The 22,053-nt window shown below is 31.0% G+C and carries 22 protein-coding genes and 3 tRNA genes; 4 read left to right on the forward strand and 21 right to left on the reverse strand.

The window, feature by feature from the left end; translation table 11 throughout:
* Nucleotides 1–2: 2 nt before the first annotated feature.
* From CCE28_RS02850 to CCE28_RS02945, 20 genes are all read right to left on the reverse strand, one after another.
* The gene (locus CCE28_RS02850; RefSeq protein ID WP_095130747.1) at nt 3–566 is read right to left on the reverse strand and encodes an RnfABCDGE type electron transport complex subunit G; all 564 of its coding nucleotides are present in this window, start codon (nt 564–566) and stop codon (nt 3–5) included.
* Complete coding sequence (locus tag CCE28_RS02855) at nt 567–1,505, reverse strand: RnfABCDGE type electron transport complex subunit D (protein ID WP_095130749.1); 939 nt, start codon at nt 1,503–1,505, stop codon at nt 567–569. It lies immediately after the preceding gene.
* A 17-nt stretch (nt 1,506–1,522) separates the two neighbouring features.
* On the reverse strand, nt 1,523–2,845 hold the full coding sequence (rsxC, locus tag CCE28_RS02860) for an electron transport complex subunit RsxC (RefSeq protein WP_095130751.1): 1,323 nt from the start codon (nt 2,843–2,845) through the stop codon (nt 1,523–1,525).
* 307 nt (nt 2,846–3,152) lie between these two features.
* Entirely contained in the window at nt 3,153–3,695 is a 543-nt protein-coding gene (locus CCE28_RS02865; RefSeq protein ID WP_095130753.1) for an ATP-binding protein, read from the reverse strand.
* A 16-nt stretch (nt 3,696–3,711) separates the two neighbouring features.
* Nucleotides 3,712–4,422: a PHP domain-containing protein gene (locus tag CCE28_RS02870; RefSeq protein ID WP_095130755.1), complete on the reverse strand. Its 711-nt coding sequence runs from the start codon at nt 4,420–4,422 to the stop codon at nt 3,712–3,714.
* On the reverse strand, nt 4,423–4,761 hold the full coding sequence (locus tag CCE28_RS02875; protein ID WP_095130757.1) for an AraC family transcriptional regulator: 339 nt from the start codon (nt 4,759–4,761) through the stop codon (nt 4,423–4,425).
* 36 nt (nt 4,762–4,797) lie between these two features.
* Complete coding sequence (locus CCE28_RS02880) at nt 4,798–5,229, reverse strand: ATP-binding protein (RefSeq protein ID WP_095130759.1); 432 nt, start codon at nt 5,227–5,229, stop codon at nt 4,798–4,800.
* A gap of 5 nt (nt 5,230–5,234) precedes the next feature.
* A complete protein-coding gene (locus CCE28_RS02885; RefSeq protein WP_095130761.1) occupies nt 5,235–5,594 on the reverse strand; it encodes a hypothetical protein in 360 nt (119 codons plus the stop codon).
* A gap of 25 nt (nt 5,595–5,619) precedes the next feature.
* A complete protein-coding gene (locus CCE28_RS02890; RefSeq protein ID WP_095130763.1) occupies nt 5,620–6,477 on the reverse strand; it encodes an SPOR domain-containing protein in 858 nt (285 codons plus the stop codon).
* A 330-nt stretch (nt 6,478–6,807) separates the two neighbouring features.
* Complete coding sequence (locus tag CCE28_RS02895; RefSeq protein WP_095130765.1) at nt 6,808–7,875, reverse strand: C40 family peptidase; 1,068 nt, start codon at nt 7,873–7,875, stop codon at nt 6,808–6,810.
* A 117-nt stretch (nt 7,876–7,992) separates the two neighbouring features.
* A tRNA-Leu gene (locus CCE28_RS02900) sits at nt 7,993–8,078 on the reverse strand.
* Between the two features lie 177 nt (nt 8,079–8,255).
* Nucleotides 8,256–9,809: an ABC transporter substrate-binding protein gene (locus CCE28_RS02905; protein WP_095130767.1), complete on the reverse strand. Its 1,554-nt coding sequence runs from the start codon at nt 9,807–9,809 to the stop codon at nt 8,256–8,258.
* A 21-nt stretch (nt 9,810–9,830) separates the two neighbouring features.
* On the reverse strand, nt 9,831–10,862 hold the full coding sequence (locus CCE28_RS02910) for a nicotinate phosphoribosyltransferase (protein ID WP_095130769.1): 1,032 nt from the start codon (nt 10,860–10,862) through the stop codon (nt 9,831–9,833).
* A gap of 15 nt (nt 10,863–10,877) precedes the next feature.
* Entirely contained in the window at nt 10,878–11,375 is a 498-nt protein-coding gene (locus CCE28_RS02915) for a DUF441 domain-containing protein (RefSeq protein ID WP_095130771.1), read from the reverse strand.
* Between the two features lie 178 nt (nt 11,376–11,553).
* A complete protein-coding gene (locus CCE28_RS02920) occupies nt 11,554–12,099 on the reverse strand; it encodes a lytic transglycosylase domain-containing protein (protein WP_095130839.1) in 546 nt (181 codons plus the stop codon).
* A 26-nt stretch (nt 12,100–12,125) separates the two neighbouring features.
* Complete coding sequence (gene coaE / locus CCE28_RS02925; RefSeq protein ID WP_242972874.1) at nt 12,126–12,755, reverse strand: dephospho-CoA kinase; 630 nt, start codon at nt 12,753–12,755, stop codon at nt 12,126–12,128.
* A complete protein-coding gene (polA, locus tag CCE28_RS02930) occupies nt 12,742–15,396 on the reverse strand; it encodes a DNA polymerase I (protein WP_207652840.1) in 2,655 nt (884 codons plus the stop codon). The genes coaE and polA overlap by 14 nt, the downstream gene beginning before the upstream one ends.
* A gap of 305 nt (nt 15,397–15,701) precedes the next feature.
* On the reverse strand, nt 15,702–16,985 hold the full coding sequence (locus CCE28_RS02935) for a DUF4349 domain-containing protein (RefSeq protein ID WP_095130775.1): 1,284 nt from the start codon (nt 16,983–16,985) through the stop codon (nt 15,702–15,704).
* 22 nt (nt 16,986–17,007) lie between these two features.
* On the reverse strand, nt 17,008–17,601 hold the full coding sequence (locus tag CCE28_RS02940; protein WP_330396801.1) for an RNA polymerase sigma factor: 594 nt from the start codon (nt 17,599–17,601) through the stop codon (nt 17,008–17,010).
* A gap of 139 nt (nt 17,602–17,740) precedes the next feature.
* Nucleotides 17,741–18,682: a metal-dependent hydrolase gene (locus CCE28_RS02945; protein ID WP_095130779.1), complete on the reverse strand. Its 942-nt coding sequence runs from the start codon at nt 18,680–18,682 to the stop codon at nt 17,741–17,743.
* A 292-nt stretch (nt 18,683–18,974) separates the two neighbouring features.
* Here CCE28_RS02945 and CCE28_RS02950 point away from each other — a divergent pair, with 292 nt between their 5' ends.
* The 3 genes from CCE28_RS02950 (at nt 18,975) to CCE28_RS02960 (ending at nt 20,480) form a co-directional block, all read left to right on the forward strand.
* Nucleotides 18,975–19,184: a hypothetical protein gene (locus tag CCE28_RS02950; protein WP_095130781.1), complete on the forward strand. Its 210-nt coding sequence runs from the start codon at nt 18,975–18,977 to the stop codon at nt 19,182–19,184.
* A gap of 139 nt (nt 19,185–19,323) precedes the next feature.
* Entirely contained in the window at nt 19,324–19,989 is a 666-nt protein-coding gene (locus CCE28_RS02955) for a hypothetical protein (protein ID WP_095130784.1), read from the forward strand.
* Nucleotides 19,990–20,393: 404 nt separating this feature from the next.
* A tRNA-Leu gene (locus tag CCE28_RS02960) sits at nt 20,394–20,480 on the forward strand.
* Nucleotides 20,481–20,824: 344 nt separating this feature from the next.
* Here the strand turns inward: CCE28_RS02960 and CCE28_RS02965 are convergent.
* Nucleotides 20,825–21,577, reverse strand: a complete 753-nt coding sequence (locus CCE28_RS02965) for a YfjL-like protein (protein WP_095130786.1) — start codon at nt 21,575–21,577, stop codon at nt 20,825–20,827.
* A 391-nt stretch (nt 21,578–21,968) separates the two neighbouring features.
* Between CCE28_RS02965 and CCE28_RS22095 the strand changes: the two genes are divergently transcribed.
* Nucleotides 21,969–22,048: transfer RNA gene (locus CCE28_RS22095), tRNA-OTHER, on the forward strand.
* The last annotated feature ends 5 nt before the right edge of the window (nt 22,049–22,053 follow it).

Below are 22,053 nucleotides of genomic sequence, written 5' to 3' on the forward strand. Positions count from 1 at the left end.
GATTACTTTAACTGCTCATTGTATATTTTAATTGCTAAGTTAACACCATCTGTAACAGCACTTGATGTTATAGTAGCACCTGATATTGAAAGTACTTCATTATCCTTAGGCGCTCCTGATTTAATTACTGCAATTTCTTTATCTGTACTCTTTTCATTATATTGATCTTTAAATTCACCAGAAGCCTTAGCACCAAGACCTGGAGTTTCTTGGTGAGTACCTATGTTAACACCACTTATAGTGCTATCAGTATCTATACCGATCATAACTTCAATAGCTCCACCATATCCACTTTGAGGTAAAGTCTTAATAGTATATCCTATAACTTCTCCATCTTTCTTTCCAGCATATACTTCTAAAACATTCTCATAACCACTATATTTATCACTAGATACTTCTTCAAATTCCTTTGCATCTGGTAATACAGTCTGTCTTGCTTCTATATTTGCTTGTGTTAATTGTTCTTCAATAGGTCCCTTTGTTACATCATAAGTATATGCAAGTATACTAGCAGCAATAGCCGCTATAGCAAATAATATTATTCCTAATTTAGTAATCTCTCGCATTTACTTCACCTCCCCAAAAACTCTAGGTCTAGTATATTTCTCAATAAGAGGTGTAGCCACGTTCATTAAAAGAATAGAGTAAGAAACACCTTCTGGGTATCCACCATAGATTCTTATAATAGCTGTTAAGAAACCACATCCTACTGCAAATATAATTTGTCCTTTTTCTGTTACTGGAGATGATGCATAGTCAGTTGCCATATATATAGCTCCTAACATTAATCCACCTGCAAACACTTGATATACCATATAACTTATATCAAAGCCACCTAATAAGAAACTCATAACTGCAACCGTTGCTATATAAATCACAGGAATTCTAGGAGTGATAACTCCTCTATATACAAGATAAATTCCACCTATAATTAATAATATTGCTGAAGTTTCTCCTATACATCCTCCAACATTTCCAACTATTAAGTCCATAAATGATGGTAACGCTTGACCTGATGCTTCTCCACCAACTATAGCAAGAGGTGTTGCCGTACTCACTGCATCTGTTCCTGGTTTAACCCAAGCAGTCATTTGTACTGGCCAAGATGCTAAAAGCATTGCACGAGCAGCCAAAGCTGGGTTCATAAAGTTATGTCCAATACCTCCAAATACTTGCTTTACTATAAAGATAGCAAATATAGAACCAATTGCTGGTAACCACCATGGTGCTGATGCTGGAATATTAAATGCAAGTAATAATCCTGTTACTACAGCACTCCAGTCATTTATTGTTACTCGTTTCTTAGAAATCTTTTGTATAGCTGCCTCTGTTAATACAGCAGCAATTACTGCTGATAATATTACTTTAACAGCACCCATTCTAAAATAATATACACCTGCTAAAGTAGCTGGTAATAATGCTATTACCACATCTCTCATTATCTTACTTATGGATTCATTCGCCCTTAGATGGGGAGATGATGATACTATAAGCTTATTTTCCATATTTATTCCCCTCCAATTTATTTACTTTTTTTCTTCTTTGCTATAATCTCTCTTTTTGCAACTCTAATTGAATGTAGCAAAGGTCTCTTTGAAGGACAGATAAATGAACAAGAACCACATTCAATACAATCAAGGGCGCGATATTCCTCTGCCTTATCATACATATCTTTTAATCCATATGCACTAATGTATACTGGTTGTAAAAATGCTGGACAAATTTCTACACATTTTCCACACTTGATACATTGTTCTGGTTCAGGAAGTCTAGCTTCCTCTGGCGATAATACTAATATACCAGATGTTCCTTTAATAGCTGGTACATCATCAGTATGTTGTGCAAGACCCATCATTGGACCACCCATTATTACTTTTCCTGGCGTACCATTGTATCCACCACATTGTTCTATTATTTCATTAAATAAAGTTCCAACTTTTATTAATAAGTTCTTAGGTTCCTTTATTCCACTTCCTGTAATTGTGGCAATTCTTTCAACTAAAGGCATACCTGTCTTTATGGCAGTTGCTATGGCAGCCGCAGTTCCTACGTTGTTAACTATAACTCCTACAGCCATTGGTAACCCACCTGATGGTACTTCTCTTTGTGTACAGGCATATATTAACTGTTTCTCAGCACCTTGTGGGTACTTAGTTTTTAACGCAACTATGCTTATACCTTCTTCGTTTTTAACGCACTCAAGCATTTTTTCTATGGCATCTTTTTTATTGTCTTCGATACCAATGTAGGCTTTTTTCACATTTACAATTTTCATCATTGCTTTAAGTCCATATACAATACTTTCTGGATCTTCTAACATTAATCTGTGGTCTGCTGTTAGATATGGTTCACATTCTGCACCATTTAAAATTATTGTGTCAATATTTGTGTCTGGTGGCGGTGAAAACTTCACGTGCGTTGGGAAGGCTGCTCCACCTAGACCCACTATACCTGCCTCTTTAACGATTTCTAAAATTTCTTTTCCTGATAGCTCACTAATGTCTCCCTTAGGTAAAACGCTTTCATGAACCGTATTTAATCCGTCAGATTCTATTACGATGCATGTAGCTTCACCTGTAGGAGTCTTCATTTTTGCTATCTTCTTTACCTTTCCAGAAACACTACTGTGGATAGGCGCTGATACAAAAGCACTTGCCTCTCCTATTTTTTGCCCTACCTTAACTTCATCTCCAACTTTAACTAGCGCCTCACATGGAGCTCCTATGTGTTGTTGAAGTGGTATATAAACGACCTTAGGCTCATTAGCTTTGATTACAGCTAATTTTTCTGTAGCCTTTTTACGATGTGGAGGATGTACTCCTCCTCTGAAAGATAATAGCTTCATATTACTCACCCCTTATACTAAAATAAACTGTCTTAACCACAGATATCTTAAAATTGCAGTGACAATATTGTATACAATGTACTTGCCCATAGAAAAAAGGCAACATTTATACAATATTTACCTTAATTTTTACTTGATATACATCTTGTACCAATTATATATTAACTTCAATATTGTAAAAAGTCAATGAAAGTGTATGTAATATAATTTCAAAAAAGATAGTCATAAAATACTGAAATATTTGAAAATACTACATTTTAACATTTAATTATTTTTTTAACAAAATAAAAGTGCAATTTCTGCACTTTTATATATATATTTCCTCTATACCTTCTTTTATGTAATTTTTAATCCACATGAGAACGTCATAATCTGATAGGGGAACTCCATCTAATATTTTTTTAATTTCCTTAGTCTCAAATTTAAAAGTTTTATTTTCATATTCATGTGTATACAAATAATCCACCTTATCATTAGACATTAGTAAGGTTACCATGGTATCTTCCATCTTCCCTAAAGGAGCTCTATCAATGTGGTTTCTAACAAAATTAGCTTTAACCCTAGTTCCTTCTCCCTCTTTAGATTCTAACAAAAAACTTCCATCGCATGTTTCTGCCGCCATCTTAAAAAGAGAAATTCCAAGACCTACTTTTCTTGTAGTTCTTGTAGTATAAAATGGATTTATGGCCTTTTTAACCGTTTCTTCATTCATGCCCTTTCCGTCATCAATTATTTCCACATGAAATAAGTTCTTTTCATTATGTTCACAAATGTTTATTTCAATATTTTTAGCACCTGCGCTAATACTATTTTGTACTATATCGAGTATATGAAGAGACAACTCTTTCATGTATTCCCTCCTACTGTTAATTTTTTAATTTGTTTAATATGGATTTAATGTTCCTTTCTTCCACTTCTAGAAAAGTTTCTCTCTCCAAGATATCTCCTAAAAAATGAGCATCAGAATTTTTTATAAAATTATACTTACTTAAATATTTATATTTCTTAGTAAAAGAATTCTCATCACATTTTCTTGAAATTTCTAATGTTTTTATATCCATATCAGTTGGGATAAAACCTAAGTTTGCAATAATACTAAAGGCCTTTTTATCCACATGGGCAGGAATCATAACCCCCTCTAGTCTTTCAATTATTTTAAAAGCTTCATTACAACTCATATTTACAGAATTAATCAAAAGTCTCTCATTTTCCCCTATAATATTGTCATCCTTATCAAATATCCATTGGTTACCAAAAAACTTAGGGTCATTTTTCTTATTTGGTAATTTATCGTATACTAGATTTTTAAATTTATCTGCATCCTTAATGTCTCTAAAAAGACAGACAAAATGGGCTTCTTCCTTTGTCTGTAATTCCATACCTGGTATTACCAATAACCCCTTTTCCTTGCCTAAAGTCATACAAACTTCACAATTTTCAGTTGTATTATGATCTGTTATGGCAATAACATCTAATCCCTTTAATAAACTCATATTTATAATATTATTAGGTGTCATATTTTCACTTGAACAGGGAGACAAGCTACTATGTATATGCAAATCAACAAATATTTTCATTTACTTTATTCCTAATTCATATAATATTTTGAATATTTCATATGCGGGTAAACTTGTACTCAAAATTGATATATTTTCTTCATTGGCCTTTTCTATAGTTTCTTCTTCAACTTCTATATTTTCTGGAACAATTATGCAGCTAAGTTCCAATAGACTTGCAACAGCAATTATATTAACGTGAGTCTGAACAGTTATCCATGCATTATTTACTTTTCCATTTGACATTACCCAACTGAGCAGATCACAACAGTATACACCTTCGATTATCTTGTTAGCCGTATCCTCATTAGTTATTAGTTTAAATACACCCTCCTTAGTCAGTTCCTTAACTTTCACCATTTAAACCTCCTTATAATACTTGTATTTACCTTTAGCTTAAAGTAATATTTCCATATCTAATCTAGTATATTCTCCTTCTTTACTATCTATTGTCAAATTATCTGCACACCTTTTAATATTAGGAAGTCCCATACCAGCTCCAAAGCCCAGTTCCCTTACCTTATTAGATGCAGTAGAGTAACCTTCTTGCATGGCTAATCCTATATCTTTAATACCTGGGCCCCTATCATGAGCTCCTATTTTTATTTTATCTTCACTAATGGAGAATATTATTTTGCCCCCATTAGAATGTATTACTATATTCATTTCTGCCTCATAAGTAGCTATTGCAGTTTTCCGTATTTTTGCAGAATCAATTCCCAGTTGCCTCAAAATTTTTTTGATATTGCTAGATGCTTCTCCTGCCCTTGCAAAATCATTTTTTATAATATCATATTCTTGTCTTATTATTGTATGGTTTTCTTTCATATATTTTATTCTTCCTCTCTTCTTGGTACTCCCTTTAAACCATTTTTATACAATATACCGCAAGCAGTATATAGTATATGCTTTGTGCTCAATAATATCATATTATTTATTTTAGCTAACTCGATTACCTCTTTAGTGGGCTTTTTACCCCTTACAAAAATTATAACACTTATATCCATCATCTCTGCAGTCCTTATTACCTGATTGTTAATAAGGCCTGTCAATAACAAAGTTTTATCCGTATCAAAAGCCAACACATCGCTCATTAAATCACAACCAAAAGCTTTATGTACTTCCCTATCTAAAGAATCTTTTCCCAAATGACATTGGCACTCTAGTATTTCCAGTATTTCCTGCACTTTCACCTTTATCATCCCTCCTATGTCTTCATTAGTTATTTGTATGAAGCTTAGAGTACTTATCTAAAAATCCTATTATACTTTTTTCTACATTATCTGAGCTAATCTGATTAGATAAGCTTTTTGTAAATTCTCCCATTATATTTGTGTATTTTTCCTTAAATTCTTTTCCTTTATTACTTATGTTTATATCCTCTAATTCCTTTTCTAATCCCTTTATTTCCTTTATATTCTTCTCTATTCCACTGCTATTTAATTCAACATCTGTTCCTTTAGATTCAACTAAATATTCTTCTATCTTTTCCATTTCCTCAAATACCTTTTTATTTATTTCGTTTAATTTTACAAAATGTTCCTTATCACTATTTTCACCTATTATTTTTTTTTCTTCTATGTATTGTTCAAACACAAAGGCCTCTTTAAAGTCTTCTTTTACAATAGGCATAATCTTGTCTATAGTTTCTCTCTTAGATCCAAATCCTACTATAACTTTAAAATTATTTTTTTCTACAATTCTTCCCATAATATTTTTATCTTCTAATTCCTTTAATTGAATCTTGGCATTTTCCATATTAGCAAAACTTCCTATTTGAATTCCATATATGGTCATTCCCTTTATTGCATATTCAGTTCCCTCGGATTTACTTGGTGATTTTTCTACTTTTGTTGACTCCTCTTTACTTTCCACTTTTTTCTCTTGTGTATCTTCTACTATTGTTTCTTTTTTAACCTCATCTTCATTCCACATTATAGCTGGTAGTATTACATATCGGGAAGCATAGAACCCTCCATATACGGCTACAACAGGAAGAAGTATACAAAATATTAATACCAACAAAAACTTTTTATATTTACTTTCTTTTCTAAAACCCCTCCTATTTCTTCTCATTTAAATGCCCCCTTTTTATCTTTATATTATTTAGTTTCTGTATAAAAAATTCTTTTCCTTTATATATTAGTATATTATGAACTAGTCCTACTTTAGAATATTTTTATAAAAAAAATCATACTTCGTATGATTCGTTATGAAACCCTATGGTTCCCGCAGGCGTATACTATCGTAATCTGAACACCTTCCTTAAAGCGGCAGGGGAATTCTTCCCCCACACCCCCTTCGTTTTTTACTTATATATAGTTTTGAAAATTTATAATTTCTTATTTAGTAAAAAACTCTACTTATTATATAAGTAGAGTTAAAATGAACTTGTGTAAGGAAAATCTATAACACCCTTCTTGCCTTCACATATCTTCTTTTGTAAGACCCTGTATTTAAATTAGATACTATTACTTTCATAGCTTTCTTTCCAGAAGAAGAATGTATAAAGTCACCATTTCCTATATATATACCGACATGATTTATCGTGCCTGCGCTTCCTTTGAAAAATACTAAATCTCCAGGAAGTAATTGACCTTTTGATACAGGTGTACCTACAGTTGCCTGAGACCTTGATACTCTAGGTAATTTAATCCCCAATTGCTTGTACACATAATAAGTAAAACCAGAACAATCAAATGAATTCGGACCTGTGGCTCCCCATACATATCTTTTACCCATTTTGCCTTTAGCTATGTTTACCACACTTAAAGCTCTACTACTTGCCGCCCCTCTAGAGGTAGTTGTTTTACTTACAACATCAATTAGACTTTTATGAGTCCACCCTTCACTTCCATTTGCAAGTACTATATTATACCAATCACTTTCATATCCCATAATTGATACTTCTTGAGAGTTTACTTTGGCAATTACATTAGCTTCTTTATTAGCTTTTTCTCTAATATTAACACTGTTTCCTTTTATAAATCCCTTAGGATAGTTAGATTGTACTTTAACGTAGTTTTTATTTAGCCACCCTTGTACATTATCTAATTCTACTTTTAGCCAATCCTCTTTTGATTCTACAATTAAAACTTCTGTGTTCTCTTTAATAGTCTTTATAATTGACCCTTTCATATTAGGTTCTTTTCTAAAATTCACATTAGATGTAGCTACTCCCTTTTTATAATTATCATTGGAACCATCTACAACTATATAGTCTCCGTATATCCATCCTGTCTTATCATTTGCTTGTACCTTATACCAATTCTTATTATTTTCTAAAACGTCCACATAAGAACCTAGTTTAATAGTACTTACAACTTTAGAATTCAAATCTGTAGCATTTCTTATATTTACATTGTCTCCTATAATTATCCCTTTATCTAAACCTTCTACAGTTATAGGTATTAACAGAATAGATGTAGCAGCTAAGGTTATTACGGCCTTTTTACACCTTCTTAATATACTCACTTATTTTATCCTCCTAGCAGTTTATCAACTGGTTTATTTTTACAAAAAAGTATTTTTTTGTCTTTTTCCTTCATATTGCAATGTAGACTACTCTTTAGAGTAGTCTATATGTAATTTTGGTGCGGATGGCGGGATTTGAACCCGCACGCCCTGTGAGCACTGCCCCCTCAAGACAGCGTGTCTGCCTGTTCCACCACATCCACATATTAAATTTTATGTCAGTTCAATTATATAATTTTTAAAATTCAATGTCAATATATTAACATTGTTCAAATGTAAGTTGTCACATATTAATTTATTGCGAAGGATATAGGGGAATGTTTCCCCTATATTACCTTATGGTTTTATATTCACAATTTTAAATAACTTCTTTAATTAGATCAATTCTCTATATACCACTTGTTAATATTATTATATATATTAAATAGGTTTGGTGATAAACTTCCCTTTATTTTTTTTGAACTAATTATAGCTTTATTTCTTATAAAAAGGCTTATATAAGACATATCATTCATATATATATCTGTAATTTCCTTTCTAATAACTTCCCTGTCTAGCTCATTAGCTACACCAGGTAGTTTGCTTGTAAGTACATTTAACTCTTCATTTTTATAAGAGAAAAAAGGGTTTTGGCTAGAATTTAACAAGAAATCAGTACTTAAACTTTCTTTCAAATCCACACCCATTAAAACCATATCATAGTCTGACATTTTTATTCTTTTCATATATTCATCCCAATTAACTACTTGAACATTAACATCAATACCTATTTGTGCTAAATCATTTAATATATATTTAGCAGATTTTACTCTTTCATCACTATCATTCACTAATAAGTTCAACTTTATTCTATTGTTAGTCTCCATATTAGCCAAATACTTAAAAGCCTCCACCGTATCTTTAGGGTCCTTTTTATTATTTCCCAGGTCATACTTTACAAAGGGGTAATTGAGTATTGTTCCATGGCCTAAATATATATCATCAATTATTTTAGTTCTATCAATTCCATAGTAAATAGCTTTTCTTAAGTTTATGTCTCTTAATTTTTCATCATTTAAATTTATATTGATAAATTCAAGCTCCAGAGTAGAAAATTCATGAATAATAAGATTTTCATCTTCTTTATATTTATCCCAATCATAGTAATCGGCTTCTACAACATGAACTTCCTCAGATTGCAGCAATGATAATGCCGCTGCGTCTGTTGGAACATATATTCCTTCTATAAAATCAATATAGGGCTTTTCATTCCAATAGTCTTCTCTAGCCCTAAGTAACACTCTTTTACGCTTTTCATAAGATTCAACTTCATAAGGTCCAGTTCCTATGGGAATTATATCTAAACTAGTATATACATTTCCTATTGTTTTAAATTTGTGCTTAGGTATTATTGGAAAAATTAACTTTCTCTCATACTTATAATCAGGTTTATTTAATTTAATTTCTACAGAATAAGATCCCTTAGTATTTATACTTTTAATATTTTCAACTAAATACGCATAGGTTGATATTTCATCTCCATATATGTTTTTTTTCAGTGCATCCACTGTAAATTTAACATCATCAGAATTAAAGTTATACCCATCTTGCCATTTTATATTATTTTTTAAATTAATTATAAGAGTAGTCTCGTCTACATAATTAATATCCTCCGCTAACAATGGAGTTATGTTTAAATCCTTGTCTACTTCAAACAAACTCTCATATATTAATTTATTAAAATAATACATTGATCTACTATTATCTAATAAAGGATTTAGAGTTTTAGCTTGTACTACTGGTATTCTTAAAGTACCACCGTACTTTGAAGTGACTTTTTTCTCCTCTATAACCTTTACTTCTTCATTTTCAGTATTTTTCACCTGGCATCCTTGAAGTAAACATAAACTAATTATAAATATTATTAAAAATATGCTCTTATTAAACTTAGGCATTAATATACCTCCAAAAGTTTATTAAAAAATCTTTTTTAACTTTTTGTTTTCTATCATCCCAGGAATTCTTCCTCTTTTTGCCACAGGTTGTCCATTTACTTCTTTTATATCCATAGTCATATCTATAGCTGAAGCACCAGATATATAACTTCCAACTCCAAATGAATCTGCACCTGCTTCTGATAATAATTTGATTTTTTCTGGCTTTAATCCACCAGATACGAATATTTTCACATTTTCGAATCCATTTATATCTAATTTTGATCTAACTTCCCTTACTAAATTAGGAGTAACTCCTCCTCTTTCACTAGGAGTATCCAGTCTTATAGCATACAGTTTGTCTCCAAGTTCTTTAGCTATTCTTATACTCTCTTCTACTTCATCTTTAAAGGTATCTACTAATACAATTCTTTTATGATCTTCTGGTGATACTTCATTATATGCTTTTGCCACGTCTAATGTATCTCCTGCAATTAACATAGCAGCATGAGGTAATGTTCCTGTAGGATCTATACCTATCATACTTCCTGCTAAAACACAACTTACTCCATTAGCACCGCCTATTACAGCTGCCCTTTCCATTACTGGTGCCACTGCTGGATGTACATGTCTAGCCCCAAAACATAAAAATGGCTTTCCGTCACAAGCTTCCTTTACCTCTTTTGATGCAGTAGCCCAACCACTAGCACTTGCTAAACTTCCTAGCATGGCTGTTTCAAATACTCCAAATTCACTATATGGTCCCTTTATTCTAATTAGTGTATCCTTTGGTTCAAAGGACTCTCCTTCATCTACAGCCCATACTTCAATATCTTTTCCCTTTAACATGGCCTTTACTTCTTCTATTCCTGCAAAGATACCAGGTTTTCTAGCAAATATTTCTGCTGTAACAATAGAATCTTCTAATTTCATACTTTCTAATATATCAAGGGTTCTTAAAAAATACACATCCGTAGTAAGGCCTTTTAATATATCATCATGAGTTGCTGAGTGAATTTCTCTATCTATATTACTTATTCCTTCAATGTCCTTTAAGCTCTTTACCTGTTTCATATACCTCTTTCCTTTCTACTTTTTCATAAGTGCATCTACCATGCTGATTAAAGCATATGCAATTCCAGATCCTATAAGAGGACCAACTGGATAACCTTTAAACACAACAATTCCTAATATGGTTCCTAAAACAACAGGAGTGACTATATTAGGGTCCACGTCAAGAAGGGTACCCCCATAAGCACCAAATATGGCCACTAAGACTCCTGCTAATAGGGCAAGCCATCCCCTATATGATTTTAGTCCTTTTAAAAGTTCAGCTGGGTCTATCTGACCTAATGCAAAGGGAGCTAGTACTCCCATCATCAACAAAATAACACCTAATTTTAATCCATATTTATCCAAAGAATTCAATACTGCATCAGACACTGTATTAAATCCTGGACCTATTTTACCCATTAGTGAAAAAAACATCAAAGTAGTTATGGCCACCGCTAAAGAATTATTCTTCCCTAATATGGATAATACTAAAAGTACTAATAACGACAAATTGCCTATGTATTGTTGACTCATAACTATTCTCCTATCCTTATTCGTTCATAGGTAACATATTAATTATAAATTACTTACCAATTTAATTCAATATGGTAAGCAAATACAATTGAAATTATTGTATAACTATAAGTTAGCTAAAAGAGTTTTGTTAATTTTTTATCTTCTAGCTAACTTCATAATACATGTACTTTCTATATTATGTATTTTTTTCATAGATTATCTTGTATACCTTATATCCTGTTAAAACTTTTACTGTATATTTCCTAGTTTCCTCAAAAGGTATTTGTACTAACTCTCCATCTTGTGAGTAGGTATCATTATTTAACCACTTTTTTACATTTCCACTACCTGCATTGTAGGCAGCTATGACATTTTTAAGGTTTCCATTAAATTCTTTTTTTAAGGTGCTTAAGTACCAACATCCCATTTTAATATTTAATTCGGGCATATAGAGCATATCTTCATTATAATCTTCAATTTTTAATACTTCTGCAGCCCACCTACCAGTTATTGGTGCTATTTGCATAAGACCTTTGGCATCCTTTATAGAAGTGGCCTTTTCTTTAAATTTACTTTCTGCTTTTATTATAGAGAATACTAAATAAGGATCTAAATCGTATTCATAAGCATATTTATATACAATTTCATTATAATCTGTTGGATATATTATTTTTAATATCCAATTTATGCTCATAAGACTACTAGTAGCAACAATAATGACAAAGGCTAAAAGAATTAACATTTTATGTTTCCTTAAGTCAATTAAGATCAATTTAAACCTCCGATAACATTTTTAAGTATATATTCTACTTGTTCTTTTAAATGGTGTATATTTTTATTATTATCAATAATTATATGGGCATACTTTTTCTTTTCTTCTAAACTCATTTGAGATTTTATTCTCTTTATGGCATCTTCCTTAGATAGATTATTTCTTTTCATTAACCTATCTATTTGAACCTGCTCATCTACTACTACAAGCCAAATCTCATCTACTAGATCCATCATTTTAGCTTCTATTAAAAGTGGAGCATCTACTATAATTAATTTATTATCCTTTTTTAGTTCTTCTATTCTCTTTACAAATTCTTCGCCTATTCTTTTATGGGTTATTTCATTTAGTTTTTCTAATTTACATTTATCTGAAAAAACAATATTTCCAAGTTTTTTTCGATCCAAAGTACCATCTTCCTTTAATACATCACAACCAAAGGCTTTAGAAATCTCATGAAGGGTAGGACTTCCCGGTTCAACAATTTGTCTACTTATTAGATCCGCATCTATTATAGGTATATTGCGATCCCTGAGCATATTAGATACGGTGCTTTTTCCTGATGCGATACCTCCTGTTAATCCAATTACTTTAGTCATATTACCATCATCCTTACTTAGTTTCATACCAACTTCCACCTTCATTCATATCTATATCTAGTGGAACTTGTAGACTAACTGCATTCTCCATTTCTTCTTTCAATATGTTTTTAACCATATCCATTTCATCCTTATGTACCTCTATTATTAACTCATCATGTACTTGAAGTATTAGTCTGGATTTTAAATTATTTTTTTCTAGTCTATCGTATACTTTAACCATGGCTATTTTAATAATGTCTGCTGCCGTTCCTTGTATAGGAGTATTCATAGCAGTTCTTTCTCCAAAGGATCTTAAGTTGAAGTTTTTAGCCTTAAGTTCTGGTATGTATCTTCTTCTATTTAAAAGGGTTGTAACATATCCATATTCTTTTCCTTCTTTAACTATGCTTTCCATATATTCTTTAACACCATGGTATTTATTTAAATATTCATCTATATATTTTTTAGCTTCCTTCTTAGTTATATGTAAATTCTCAGAAAGACCATAGTCACTTATTCCATATACTATACCGAAGTTTACAGCCTTAGCTTTACTTCTTTGTATGGAAGTTACACTATCCATAGGTACTTCAAATACTTTAGAAGCTGTTGTCTTATGAATATCTTGCCCTTCTCTGAAAGCCTCAATTAAATTTTCATCATCAGATATATGAGCAAGGACTCTTAATTCTATTTGAGAATAATCTGCATCTAATAAAGTATATTCATCACTAGTAGGTACAAATACCTTTCTTATATTTCTTCCCATTTCCAATTTAATAGGTATATTTTGTAAATTAGGTTCTGTACTACTTATTCTTCCCGTTGCTGTAACCATTTGATTAAAGCTTGAATGGATTTTGTCAGTTTTTTCGTTTATAACAGCCTCTAGACCATCTACGTATGTGGACTTTAATTTTACCAATTGTCTATACTCTATAATCCTAGGTATTATATCATGTTTGTCATATAATTTTTCTAACACTTCTGCATTAGTAGAATATCCTGTTTTAGTCTTCTTTACTGGTGGAAGACCTAATTTATCAAATAATATGACTCCTAATTGCTTAGTAGAATTAATATTAAATTCTTCATCAGCATCTGCATATATTTGGGCAGTCAAATTAGTTATTCTCTCATCTAACTCATTTCCTATTTCCTTTAATTTTTCCCTATCCACTTTAAACCCTATATATTCCATACTTCCTAACACTTTAATAAGAGGAAGTTCCACGTCCATATATAGTTCATACAAGTCATCTTCTTTCATTCTCTCTACTATGACCCCTTCTAGCTTAGATAAGGCAATACATAAATTTGATCCATAAGACATAAGCTTTTCTTCATCTAACTGAGAATAGTTTAGTTTACCTTTTCCCTTACCTAATAATTCCTCTTCATTCTCTATGTATTCACCTAAAAATTCATCATATATATTGCTTATATGATAATCCTTTTTTGATGGGTCTATTAAATAAGCTCCTAGCTTCACATCTATAAGGATGCCATCTAATTTAATATCATATTCCTTTAAACTAGTCATATCCTGTTTTAATTCATATCCTATTTTCTTAATATTAACACTCTCAAGGACAGGTTTTAATTCTAATAAAAGTCCATCATCCTTAATACAATATATTTCATTTTCAACTAACATAAACGTACATATTATTTTTTCATCCCTAATATTATTGTGATCACTAAATATCTTTAATACAAACTCTTCATTTTTAATTATTTTTTCATTTAAGGATTTTACTTTTTCTATGGAATCTATCATATTAACTTCCCTATTTGACTCCACGTCTGTCTTTCTTTCCTTTTTAACATCAAAGTCCTTTAATAGTTTTTTAAACTCTAATTTATTAAATAATTCTATAACCTTTTCATTATTAGGTTTTTCCCTTTTAAGCTCTTCTAAAGAGATTGCCACAGGAACGTCTACTATAATAGTAGCAAGTCTCTTACTAAGAATAGCTTGTTCTGCATTCTCTGTAAGTTTTTCCTTCATCTTTTTTGTAAGACCTTCTAAGTTACCAAGGAGATTCTCTATACTCTTATGCTCTTTAATAAGCTTTATGGCAGTTTTTTCTCCTATTCCAGGTACTCCTGGTATATTATCAGATTTGTCTCCCATAAGACCTTTCACATCTATAAATTCAGTAGGAGTTACCCCATATGTATCTAAAACCTCATCATATCCATATTGTTCTAAGGTACTTATACCTTTTTTTGTTATCAACACTTTAGTTTTATCTGATGCTAATTGAAGAGCATCCTTATCTCCAGTAATAATTATTGGAGATAAATCCTTGTTTTCACAAAACTTAGCCAATGTACCAATCAAGTCGTCTGCTTCAAAACCTTCAAGTTCTACCCTATGTATGTTAAATGCATCTAATACTTCTTTTAATACGGGCATTTGTTCTGCCAATTCCTCTGGCATTTTTTTTCTTCCCGCCTTATATTCTTTAAACTCATTATGTCTAAAAGTAGGTTTTTTCATATCAAATGCCACAGTAATGTATTCAGGATCATATTCCTTATATATTTTATTTAATATATTCACAAATCCATATATGGCATTAGTATGTAACCCCTCTTTATTTGCCATATGAATTGGTAGGGCATAAAAGGTTCTATTAATTAAACTATTCCCATCTATAATAACTATTTTCTTATTCAAAATATCCTCTCCTTAAAAGGTTGTCTACATAAAATATCCCATTATATTAATAATTAACATAATATAATAAACATATTCTAATTACTTATCTAAAGTCCTTTATTTAATTTACACGTAAAAGGCATACTTCGTATGCGACCTTATGGAACCCTATGGTTCCCTTCGACGCAACTAAAGTTGCTGAGCACCTTCCATCAAAGAGGCAGGGGAATTCTTCCCCTACGACCCCTTCATTTTTTACTTATCTACAGTTTTGAAAATTCACAATTTCTTGATACGTAAAAAATGATAATGGTTAACCATTATCATTTTTTAAACCTCTTGTATAATAAATATACACCACCAAGCACTGTTCCTACAAGGACTAAGTTGGGAATATTTGAAATTACTTTCACCAAAAGGTATTCTATTTTATTTACTATATTATTTATACTAGATATAAACCCTTCCTTTGCCCTTTGTCCTATGGACTTATCTATTGGCTCTATCTTATTTTCCTTGTTCTTCATTTCCCTTACTTCTAGACTTAGAGTCGTGTACTCCACTAGATTATCCCAATTTTTAATTCTACCTTCTAAAGAGTCAATTTCCATTCTAACCCTATTTAACTCCCTCTCAATTTGTAGGATATCCTCCACCTTCGTAGCCTTTTCCATTATACTTCTTAATCTGTCCTCTTGAACTTTCAAGTTCTTAACCCTATTTTCCGTATCATAATACTGGGCTGTCACATTCTGAGCATTAGATTCAATATTATTTACTTTACCAAGGGTCTTTGTAAACTCTATCATTTCCTCGCTATTAGCTTTTGGAATCCTTATAGTAAAGCTTCCTGCCTTTAAATTATTGTGGATATCATATATATTGCTAAATTCCATATACCCCATTAAATCTCTAGTTTTCTTATTAAGATTATCATAAGCATTATTAAAATCCGATACGGATATATTCATATGGGTATTTTTAATTATCTTTTGATTATCTATAGCCACCTTATTAACTCTAGACTCACTTTTAGCTGAAAGACCATAGTTCTTAACTCCTACTGCCCTTTCTTCCGTCTTCATCTCAGCCTTTTCTACACTAAACTCAGCAACACCATTTCCATCCCAATTGGAAGCATCATTTTCTATTTTCAAAGCCATATTAGGCGCTGAATCCGCCATATCCATACTCATCTCTGCTGGAGCTAATTTTGCAGATTCTTCATCCATTTCCATCTTATCTAAACTTCCCATATTAGCCATTGAACCTAATAGGACTATAAAGAGAGCTGCCACAGAGCTATATACTTTCCATCTTCTTTTAAATTTATCTCTCAATTTAATTACTTTACTTTCTTTTATAGGTTCAAAATCTATTTCTTCTTTAGCTTGTATAAGCTTTTCATGTAATTCTACATGGAAATTCTCTGGTAATTCTACCATAGGTAGTTCTTCACACATGTTGACATTAAACAGTAGTGCTTCATATAATTCTCTACACTCTACACAAACGTCCATGTGTTTTCTAACTTCTTCATTATGTTTTTCATCTAACATATTATCTATATAAAGAGAAATCATTTCCTCAAATTCTACACACTTCATATTACTCCTCCTTTCTCTATTTTTAGACCATTTGATCTTTAAAAAGTTCCATCTTATCTTCTAGTAAATTTTTCAAGTTTTTCCTAGCCCTATTGATTTTGGATTTCACCGTTCCCTCGGAACAACTAAGTATATGGGCTATCTCCTTATAGGAAAATCCATTTATATCCCTTAAAATTATGGCTGTCTTATGGCTATCTCCTAAGGAGTTTATACATTCATGTAGCTCCTTTTTCACCATTTCCCTTTCAACCGTTTTTTCCGTATTGGTTTTATGATCAACAAACTCTCTTTTTATCGTCCCCTCTTCTGTTTCAGTTGGATTATCATAAGAAAGAGTTTTTTTGTTTTTATTCTTCCTTAATATATCTAAGCAAGTATTAGTTACTATCCTATAAAGCCAAGTAGAAAAACTACTATCACCTTTAAATTTGTTAATATGTTTATAAATTTTTATAAAAGCTTCTTGAGTTGCATCATTGGCATCTTCCACATTACCTAACATCCTATAAGCTATATTAAAAGCTCTCTTCTCATAATCTTTTATTAACAATTCAAAGCTTTCCACATCACCACTTTGACATTTCTTAATCAAAGACTTTTCAATATCTAGCACACCCATTGCCTCCTTTCTTTCATCTATATAGACGGAATATTTTCTAATTTGTTCCATAAAATTTCAAAAAAATAAAATATAGTTTATAAACTATATTTTATAATTATCATTATATACTTGTATATTTCCAAGTCAATTACTATTCTGCCACTTGAACCTTTTTATGAACTTTATAAGGATGAAAAAATGACTGTACTATATTTTCATCTTTATCTAACACTACAGTAGCATGATGCATAAAATTGTTATTTAAATAATATCTTAAATCAGTAGATTTCAAAACAGTATATGGCCCTTCTTCTTCTCTCCTTATATGATATATGGGAGTAAAATTGCTAAAATGTTTACCCGCATTACTTTTTTTGAATAATTCCAAATCATATTGAGATTCTCTTTTAAATCTTTTCGTTTCTTCCACCTTATTGTTTATCCAATCAAATTGCCCTACTATATATTCATCACCTGTTCTTGTAACAAATGCCCATTTATTTAGAGCGATTAAGGCAGGTAACATTTCTATATGTTCCACATTATTATCCTTATAATATTCTAATACTTTATTTTCTGAAGAATTTTTGGACATGCTTTTAAATACCAAATATGCTCCAAATATTAAAAGAGTACTCCCATAAAAAATCCAAGTTTTATTTTTTACCATTATAAGTAGTATACATAGTATACTTATGATAGGATCATACAACATAAGGATACCCTTTTTCTGTTTCTTATTTCCTATTGGATTAAAAAGCTTTACTCCATACGAATTTAACATATCAAAAAGCGAATGAGACAGGGCCCCTAAAAAAGTCCAAAAAAATAATTGCATAAATGGCACAACAAAAAACAACTTTAATGTCACAGCTATGATAGCTGATAAAACGCCTAATCCCGGTATAGTATGTGTCATTCCTCTATGGTGTTTTAAATATAAAAAATCGTCTTTTATTCTAGCCACTACATCTATATCAGGTATAACAGACCCTATTACGCATCCAATTACTAATGGATTAGTTATATCCATTGTATTTTGAGCAAAAGAGCCTATACCCAATCCAATTATGGCATGAGTTAATGGATCCATTACAATTCCCCCTTCATTATTTTCATATTATCATACACTATATTAGTTTACCATAATTTTTGTGCAGTATCAAACTTCAAAAGATACCATTTGAATCGTTTTCCTCTTTATGTTATACTGATATAATGTATAGGTAGAAATAGTGGAATTAACAGACGCGACGGGCCCAAAATTGTTTGCGTCTGTTTTTTAGTTCTCATAAAGTCAAAATAGACATTTTTACCCATTTATTGAACTTCAGTACCAACTGATTTTTTGTTTAATTACAGAATAATTCGGAGGTACTTTTTTTATGGGCAAAACAACAATTATAAGGAGTACAAAGAAGCAAACAGAGGGAACAATTCATATTAATAAATTCATTCATAACTGTAAATTAAAAATCCTTAGACCAAAGACCTATGTTTCTAACTTTCTAGATAGGAACTTTAAAAATATTAGTGTAATATATAATAATATTGGGAATTATTTTACTATAGCATTTGAGGTAGTAACACAATAAAGTGAAAATATATCTATTTTGTAATACATGATACTTGTCATGTTATTGCCCAATTTATGGATTGCTTAAAATCAAAAAACATTCCATATTCTTGCAATGGAGACCACAATTTAAAATGAATAGTGTATGGAGGTTTAATATGGAAAATAAACAATTTAACAAATCAAGAGTAGTAAAATCTAGACCTCATCCAATATTGGCAGGCTTTATAGACTTTTACATGGTAAATCTAGTAATAGGATCAGTTGTATCGATATTTAATACCATTACAGGTATAAATATTTATTATGAAATGAATATTACTGGTGCAGTAATTCTTACGGTATTAATACTAGGTGGAGTAATAACGTATTACCTATTCTATTCGAAAAAAGTTATGTTTTTAAGTTTTGGTGAGTTTTTGACTGGACGCAGAATCGAAAGAAATATAAAAGTATGGACTAACCCATTTAATTGCAATAGGCTTGGGATATTTGTGGTGATTATAATAAATATGATAATGTTTGCGAATGAATGGGATAGTATAAGCCGGGGTTATATATACACATTTACAGGACTCATAGGGAAGTTAATAAGAATTGCCATCAAAGCCTATGCATTGAAAGAGTTCAGCAATAGAAATTTAAATGGATTAATCATACTAATCATAATTTCACTATTATCAATTATTGGTTTTCAAAGTCAAGGTGTTTTCCCTGATGAAATGAAAAAATTCGGAACATATTTTAGTTTAGTAATAGCTGCTTTTTATACTGTGATTTACATTATATATACTTTAATTTTTAAGAAACAGCAAATTCAATAATATATCACCAGCCAATGCTCAAAAACTTAGGGTCTGTGAATGTTTCACAATCTTATTGTGTTACTTTTCAATTTTTAACAGATTTTACCCACCAAAGAATGTATACTGTAAATTCCTTTGAATAGATTTACATCCGAGTTTAAACGTAGTAACACTAAAAGTACATAACGGATTATTCCTTACCAATCTACATATGAACTTCATATACTTTCTGACAATATTGTTTAACAAATATGCTCTTGCTTGACGTGCTTAAACGTCTAGAAATATTAACTGACTTAATTATCAAAGACTTTATTGACATTCTATGGTAAAAGTGCTATTATATTTGTTATCAGCAGATAATCCGTTTGGTGTATTTGGTGAAAATCCATAGTGACCAACGTGTGAAATGTAGTAGATAGGCCGAAATGGTGGAATTGGCAGACGCGACGGACTCAAAATCCGTTGATGGAAACATCGTGAGGGTTCGAGTCCCTCTTTCGGCACCATTGAATAAGCTAGGGTTTAGTACCCTAGCTTATTTTATTTTTATGAAATTTTCTTCTAACCTTCTAACCATTCTTCTAACGGACTAAAACCTTATTGGACCTCTCTTTGTTTATTTCCAATAAAAAAAGAACCTTATTGGTCCTCTCTTTATTTAATCTCTCCGTTTATCCTATTTAAAATTAAAATAACTTATTAAAAGCCACTAACACATGGAACGCATAATGTAGATAATCGTCAACTGATTATTCCACCTAACGAGCTTGCTATATTGCGACGTCCCACATGGGTCTAGTGGAATGTCTGAAAATAGTATGTTAGATGACGGTCTTAACAGCTTTTCATATTATTTATTTACCCAAAATCCATATTTTTCAATAGCTTCTTCCCTATTATCTAATGCATATTGAATAAGTTCAACTAATTTCTCATCTATCATATTACTTTTAATGCTTGATACTCTAATATAACTTTCAATCACAAGATCATATTCATCAAAATAATATCCATTTTTAGTTAGTATCAGATGTAGTTTTTTCAAATTGGATGCAAGAGATTCAACAGACCCATCTACATTGTTCAAAAAAAGAGATACTTTCATATATTTTGCATCATTAATATCTAAGGGCTTATTTAATTTTCCATCAAACTTCTTTTCATAATCCATTTCAACGTACTGTACTGCTGCATTTTTATATGTATATGGATATTCTTTTTTTAATAACGAACTAATAAACAGTGTATACTCCTTCTCCATTCGTAAACAGGTATTCTGTCCACTCAAAACTTGAAATTCAAAATTGTCATATATTTTTCCATGTTTATACATCACATTAAAATGCATATCAATATCCTTTTTCGAATACACATAAGACCAATAATTACCATAATCGAAACTATATCTTGTCTCTCCAACTATTAATTCATATTCTTCATAAGTAGTTTTGACATAATCATTGATTTTTCCAGTTGCAATTCCTTTTGATATGGGATTTCCATTATATGCATCCATTATTACTAAGATAAAGCATATCACTACTACAATAACTGTTATAACTGTTGTTGTAATAATTTTCATTGATAATTTCATTTTTTTCATAACAGGAATCTCCTTAATCTAGTCAACAATTTATTACTGCTGTCATCTAACTACTCATTTCACGAACCAGTTTCGCTTTTTATCCATATTTGGTGGTGTTTGCTTACTGAGTCGGGAATATTTGCTTATCTTCAAACCACAAGCTTATATATTCTACAACAGCACCATTTTATAGCAAAATTAGATTTAATTCAATCTATAATGCTCTTTTAGCTTTTTTTGCCAAACATACATTTATAGTCATAGCACTGTATAAGCCATTTTTTCACAATCATTTCAAGTTGAAATCTAGACATTTTTCTTCTAACTTCTTTCTAACTAAAAGGGCTTTTCTAACGTTTTGAGGCTTTTTTCGAACCCTTATCAAAGTATTGAAAACACTAGATTCTTTGCCCGAAAACACCTCAAAAAAAGGACTCAAAATCCGTTGAAGACAACTTCGTGAGGGTTTGAGTCCCTCTTTCGGCACCATTGAA

The organism is Anaeromicrobium sediminis (assembly GCF_002270055.1).
Classification (GTDB): domain Bacteria; phylum Bacillota; class Clostridia; order Peptostreptococcales; family Thermotaleaceae; genus Anaeromicrobium; species Anaeromicrobium sediminis.

Coding starts and splice junctions, on each gene's coding strand:
- rsxC (WP_095130751.1), bottom strand. CDS start 2,845: ATGAAGCTATTATCTTTCAGAGGAGGAGTACATCCTCCACATCGTAAA.
- CCE28_RS02915 (WP_095130771.1), bottom strand. CDS start 11,375: ATGAGTCAACAATACATAGGCAATTTGTCGTTATTAGTACTTTTAGTA.
- CCE28_RS02955 (WP_095130784.1), top strand. CDS start 19,324: ATGGAAAATAAACAATTTAACAAATCAAGAGTAGTAAAATCTAGACCT.
- CCE28_RS02875 (WP_095130757.1), bottom strand. CDS start 4,761: ATGGTGAAAGTTAAGGAACTGACTAAGGAGGGTGTATTTAAACTAATA.
- CCE28_RS02865 (WP_095130753.1), bottom strand. CDS start 3,695: ATGAAAGAGTTGTCTCTTCATATACTCGATATAGTACAAAATAGTATT.
- CCE28_RS02855 (WP_095130749.1), bottom strand. CDS start 1,505: ATGGAAAATAAGCTTATAGTATCATCATCTCCCCATCTAAGGGCGAAT.
- CCE28_RS02945 (WP_095130779.1), bottom strand. CDS start 18,682: ATGGATCCATTAACTCATGCCATAATTGGATTGGGTATAGGCTCTTTT.
- CCE28_RS02965 (WP_095130786.1), bottom strand. CDS start 21,577: ATGAAAAAAATGAAATTATCAATGAAAATTATTACAACAACAGTTATA.
- coaE (WP_242972874.1), bottom strand. CDS start 12,755: ATGAAACTAAGTAAGGATGATGGTAATATGACTAAAGTAATTGGATTA.
- CCE28_RS02920 (WP_095130839.1), bottom strand. CDS start 12,099: ATGTTAATTCTTTTAGCCTTTGTCATTATTGTTGCTACTAGTAGTCTT.
- CCE28_RS02905 (WP_095130767.1), bottom strand. CDS start 9,809: ATGCCTAAGTTTAATAAGAGCATATTTTTAATAATATTTATAATTAGT.
- CCE28_RS02935 (WP_095130775.1), bottom strand. CDS start 16,985: ATGAAGTGTGTAGAATTTGAGGAAATGATTTCTCTTTATATAGATAAT.
- CCE28_RS02870 (WP_095130755.1), bottom strand. CDS start 4,422: ATGAAAATATTTGTTGATTTGCATATACATAGTAGCTTGTCTCCCTGT.
- CCE28_RS02910 (WP_095130769.1), bottom strand. CDS start 10,862: ATGAAACAGGTAAAGAGCTTAAAGGACATTGAAGGAATAAGTAATATA.
- CCE28_RS02850 (WP_095130747.1), bottom strand. CDS start 566: ATGCGAGAGATTACTAAATTAGGAATAATATTATTTGCTATAGCGGCT.
- CCE28_RS02950 (WP_095130781.1), top strand. CDS start 18,975: ATGGGCAAAACAACAATTATAAGGAGTACAAAGAAGCAAACAGAGGGA.
- CCE28_RS02890 (WP_095130763.1), bottom strand. CDS start 6,477: ATGAGAAGAAATAGGAGGGGTTTTAGAAAAGAAAGTAAATATAAAAAG.
- CCE28_RS02880 (WP_095130759.1), bottom strand. CDS start 5,229: ATGAAAGAAAACCATACAATAATAAGACAAGAATATGATATTATAAAA.